Origin of the sequence: Methylobacterium sp. WL120 (assembly GCF_008039465.1) — a bacterium.
In the GTDB taxonomy this organism is placed as follows: Bacteria; Pseudomonadota; Alphaproteobacteria; order Rhizobiales; family Beijerinckiaceae; genus Methylobacterium; species Methylobacterium cerastii.
On the sequence record NZ_VRUT01000250.1, the window covers coordinates 1 to 4,442 of the forward strand.

Annotated in this window: 4 protein-coding genes; 1 reads left to right on the forward strand and 3 read right to left on the reverse strand. The window is 73.5% G+C overall.

Annotation, left to right across the window (positions count from 1 at the left end):
* From FV229_RS25470 to FV229_RS25480, 3 genes are all read right to left on the reverse strand, one after another.
* A partial coding sequence (locus tag FV229_RS25470) for a sugar phosphate nucleotidyltransferase (protein ID WP_246685697.1) occupies positions 1-268 on the reverse strand: 268 nt, incomplete at its 3' end.
* An 82-nt stretch (positions 269-350) separates the two neighbouring features.
* Complete coding sequence (locus FV229_RS25475; protein WP_147754601.1) at positions 351-2,162, reverse strand: nucleotide pyrophosphatase/phosphodiesterase family protein; 1,812 nt, start codon at positions 2,160-2,162, stop codon at positions 351-353.
* Positions 2,163-2,315: 153 nt separating this feature from the next.
* The gene (locus tag FV229_RS25480; RefSeq protein ID WP_147754602.1) at positions 2,316-2,987 is read right to left on the reverse strand and encodes a metal ABC transporter permease; all 672 of its coding nucleotides are present in this window, start codon (positions 2,985-2,987) and stop codon (positions 2,316-2,318) included.
* Between the two features lie 223 nt (positions 2,988-3,210).
* On the opposite strand from FV229_RS25480, the gene FV229_RS25485 reads away from it, so the two are divergent.
* A partial coding sequence (locus FV229_RS25485) for a LarC family nickel insertion protein (RefSeq protein ID WP_147754603.1) occupies positions 3,211-4,442 on the forward strand: 1,232 nt, incomplete at its 3' end.

The following is a 4,442-nucleotide window of genomic DNA, read 5'->3' on the forward strand; positions in this document are numbered from 1 at the left end:
GTCCCTCCGGCTCCAGGATGATGTCGCCGGCGATGCCCGCCTGCGCCAACTGCTCGGCCACGATGAAGCGCGACTCGGCCGAGGCGATCACCGCCGGCCGGGCGAAGGTCGCGAGGTCGCTCACCCGCCGGGCGGTCGCCTGGAACGTCGACTCCGACGCGTCCACCAGCCGCGCGAACTGCTTGGGCATGCTCTCGCGCGACATCGGCCACAGCCGCGTGCCCGAGCCGCCGCACAGGATCACGGGGAGAATGCGGGCGGTGCTCATCTGACGACTCCTGTTCCCGGTGCCGCCGGGCGGCGACCCGACCGACGTTCTTCGCGCCGGTCGCGTGACCCGGGCGGTGCCCTCACTCCAACCCGAAGGTCCGCCCCGGGAACCCGGCCGCATCGAAGTAGCGCTGGTCCCCGACCTGCTGGAAGCGCAGCACCGTGGTCAAGCCCGACGGCGACGGTTCCGAGCGCAACGTGCCGGCCTGGGCCTGCGGCACGGGGGCGTCGCTCGTTCCCTCCCGCATCGCCTCCCGCATCGGGCGGCCGATCAGGCGGCCCTTGGCGGGGATCTGGAGCTTGAGCAGGGCGGCGAGAGTCTGCCCGACGTCGGCGTTGCTCACCGGCAGCGCATCGACGAAGCCGGCCTTGAAGCTCGGGCCGATGGCGGCCATGAAGTTGTGGGTGTCGGCCCGGCTGAAGCTGCCGTGCATGCCCTGGCCCTGCTGCAGCGCCGTGTCGGCGACCTCGACGACGCAGGTCTCCGGGTTGGCGCAGCCGGTGCTGTACGAGCGGAAGTTGACGACGATCGCCGGCGTCGGGGTCGCAGCCTCGCCCTTCAGGTTCACAGCCGAGAGCGGCAGCGTGCCGGGAAAGCTGCCGAGCGCGTCGTCGACGAACAGGCCGCTGACGTAGTCCTGCTCCAGGAGCGCCGCGACCGTGCGGGCGGCGAGCGCCTTGTCGCCCTTCGGCAGGTAGACGAGGTCCGAGCCGCCGTTGACCGCGACCACGAGGTCCGGCGCCTTCGGGTCCGGGCCGAGCAGCGCGTTGCCGAGCTTCGGCCGCTGGCCGGCGAGCACCGGTGCGGCGCTCGCGTCGGGCTCGTGCAGCGGCAGGCCGAGGGCCGCGGCGAGGTCGAGCGCCAGGAAGCCCGGCGGCAGCTGCCCGGCGGGCACGCCCGGCAGGGCGGTCTTCGCGGACGGGCTCGTCGCGCTCTCCTTCGAGATGGTCGAGAAGCCGTGGTCGGCCGCGACCACGATGTCGGTCGTGTCGGAAAGGCCGAGCTCGTCGAGCGCCCGGCGCAGCGTCGCGAGGTTGTCGTCTGCGTTGCGGATGCCGGCGAGCGAGGTCGGCCCGTTGATGCCGGGCACGAGCTTGCCGAGGCTGTCGCCGTGGTTGTGCTGGGCGCCGTCCGGGTCGCGCGACCAGAACACCAGCACGAACGGTTTCTCGCGGGCCTTGAACAGCGGCAGCACGACCTTCGTGGCGACCTCGGCGAAGTAGGCCTGCTGGGCGACGTTGGCCACGAGCGTGCCTGGCGTCGTCGCGTCGCCCGCCTTGCCGTTCTCCCCGCGCGAGGGGGCGGCGAGCGGCAGGTTACGGCCGGCCATCAGCCCCTGCATCTCGGCGCTGAACGGGATGCCGCGCGCCGAGCCGGTCTCGTCATCGACGACGATCGTCGGGCCGCCGGTGCGGTCGGTGTGGTCGAAGATCAAGGTCGGCCCGACCTTGCCGATCGCCGCGGTGCTGATCCCGGCCTTGGCGGCGGCGCGCAGCACCGTCTCCTCGTTCATCCAGTCGCCGTTGAAGACGGTGTTCATCTCGCCGAGCACGGCGTCGTTCTCGATGAACGGCGTCACCGTTCCCGCCTGCGCGGCGATCGGCTTGGCGAGGTAGATCGTGTTCGAGAAGTCGCCGGTGTCGCCGAGCTGGTGCCCGGTCGCCATGCCCGAGGCGTTGGCGGTGGTGAAGGTCGGGAACAGCGAATGGCTGTTGGCGAGGTTCACGCCCTGGTCGCGCAGGGCCGCCAGGGCCGGCGTGTTCTCCGGCGTGACCATGCCGGCGCGCAAGCCGTCGGGAACGAACAGGATCACGTTGCGGGGCCGGTCGGCCGCCGCGGCGGCGGTGCCGAGGAGGCCGGCGACGATGACGCCGTTGAGGATCGCGCGCATCGCCGTCGTCTCCTGAAGGGCCGGCCGACTTCCGGCGCGGTGCCGCTTCTCCTCACGTCCGCATGACGCCCGTGTGACGGCGCAGGCCGGCGGGACAGGCGGGCGAGACAAGTTGGGCGGGCCGGAACGCCTGGCCCGCCCGCGATGGGGCGCTTACATCGGCGGGGTCAACCCGTCCTTGCCGACGGCGACCCGGCGGGCGCTCAAGGCGGTGCCGTCGCGGGCGGCCGTGACGAAGGCCTTGGCGCCGGGCTTGAGCACCATCTTGTCGGCGGGCTCGAAGGTCACGACCGGGGTTTCCGGCAGCACGACCACCGTCTGCGCGCCGTCCTTGTAGGTCACGGTGAGGGTGCGCGCGCCGGACGCCGTCGCGCTGCCCGACACGGTGCCGTTGGTCATCGCGCTCTTCACGCGCGGGGCGGGAGCGTCGGCCTTGACCGTCCCGTTCGTCATGGCGCTCTTCACCCGCGTCCCGCCGGCGGTGGCATCGGGGATCGTGTCCCAGCCGTAATGGCCCTCGCCGGTGCCGCGCATGGCTTCGGGGAACAGCAGGACCTCGATCGCGGTGCGCGGGTTCTCGCCCTTGGTGGCGGTGCCGACGAAGGTGCCCTCCTTCACGTCGTCGAGGCTGGCCTTCACCACCGAGACGAACTTCGTGTCGTCGCCGAGCGCGATCGTCTCCGACACGCCGTCGATGGTCTTCAGGGTGATCGCGCCCGGCGCGACCGCCTCGATCGTGCCGCGCAGGCGCTCGACGACCGGGGCGGCCTGGGCGCCGCCGACCGAGAGGAGGCCGGCGAGGGCGAGAAGCGGGAGGCGTGTCATGAGGGGCCTGTCGTTTAGGAGGGCCTGACGGTCCGGCACGATCGTGCGGGAGCCTGCGGCCGTGGCGCGTCCGCTACCATGCCGGCGCCGGGCCCGGCACCCGCCGGCCGGCGCGGCCATCCGCCTCGCCGGGGCTCGCCCGCGGGACCTTGCCGGGAAACCTTTCCGGCCGATCTGGTGTTCGAACCGACGGGCCTCTCGCCCGCTCCACCACCGGACAGGCATGCAGATCCACCTCGACGCGGTCGGCGGCATGGCCGGCGACATGTTCGTCGCCGCCCTCCTCGACGCCTTCCCCGAGCACGCCGAGGGCGTGTCGGCAAGCGTGCGCGCCGCGAGCCGGGCGGGCGTCGCCTGCCGCGTGCTGCCCCACAACGACGGCATCCTCCAGGGCAGCCGCTTCCTGGTCTTCGGACCCGGCGCGCCCGACCCCACGCCGCAGGCCGCGCTCGCTGCGACGCACCGGCACGAGCACGGCGACCACGATCACGACCATCACGATCACGCGCATCCCGATGCGCACGGTCCGTCCCACACCCACGACCACGCAGGCGACCACGATCACCGGCCGTGGTCCGAGATCCGCGCATCGCTCGAACGGGCCGACCTCGACGCGGCGGTGCGCGGGCATGCGCTCGCGATCTTCGGCCACCTCGCCGAGGCCGAGGCGCGCGTGCACGGCATCCCGGTGGAGCGGGTCGCGTTCCACGAGGTCGGCGCCTGGGATTCGATCGCCGACATCGCCGCCGCGGCCCACCTCGTCGCCGCGCTCGGCGCCACCCGCTGGAGCGTGGGCGCCCTCCCCCTCGGCTCCGGGATGGTGCGCACGCAGCACGGCCTGCTGCCGGTGCCGGCCCCGGCGACCGCGCTACTGCTCGAAGGCTTCGCGACCCGCGACGACGGCGTGCCGGGCGAGCGGGTGACGCCGACGGGCGCCGCGATCCTGCGCCATCTCTGCGGCGGCGCCGAACCGGCGCCGACCGGCCCCCGGCGGCTCGGGCGCTCCGGCGTCGGATTCGGCACCAAGCGCCTGCCCGGCCTGAGCAACTGCGTCCGCGCCCTCGCCTTCGACGAGACGGCGCCAGTGGCGTCCCCGGAGGCGCATCCGGACCACCGCACCATCGCGGTGATCGCGTTCGAGGTCGACGACCAGTCCGGGGAGGACCTCGCCATGGGGCTCGATCGGCTACGGATGCGCGATGACGTGCTCGACGTCGTGCAGATGCCGGTCTTCGGCAAGAAGGGCCGGATGATGGCGCATGTCCGCCTGCTCGCCCGCGCCGACGCCCTCGATGCGGTGGCGGCGGCCTGCTTTTCCGAGACCGCCACGATCGGCCTGCGCCACGCGCTCGTCGACGGCCGCGCCCTGCCCCGCCGGGCCGCCACCGTCGCGGTCGCCGGCCGCGACGTGCGGGTCAAGCTCGCCGAGCGCCCGGGCGGCCGCACCGCCAAGGC

What these genes read in the sequence shown, in the direction of transcription:
- FV229_RS25475 (WP_147754601.1), bottom strand. Translation starts at nt 2,162, where the DNA reads ATGCGCGCGATCCTCAACGGCGTCATCGTCGCCGGCCTCCTCGGCACC.
- FV229_RS25480 (WP_147754602.1), bottom strand. Translation starts at nt 2,987, where the DNA reads ATGACACGCCTCCCGCTTCTCGCCCTCGCCGGCCTCCTCTCGGTCGGC.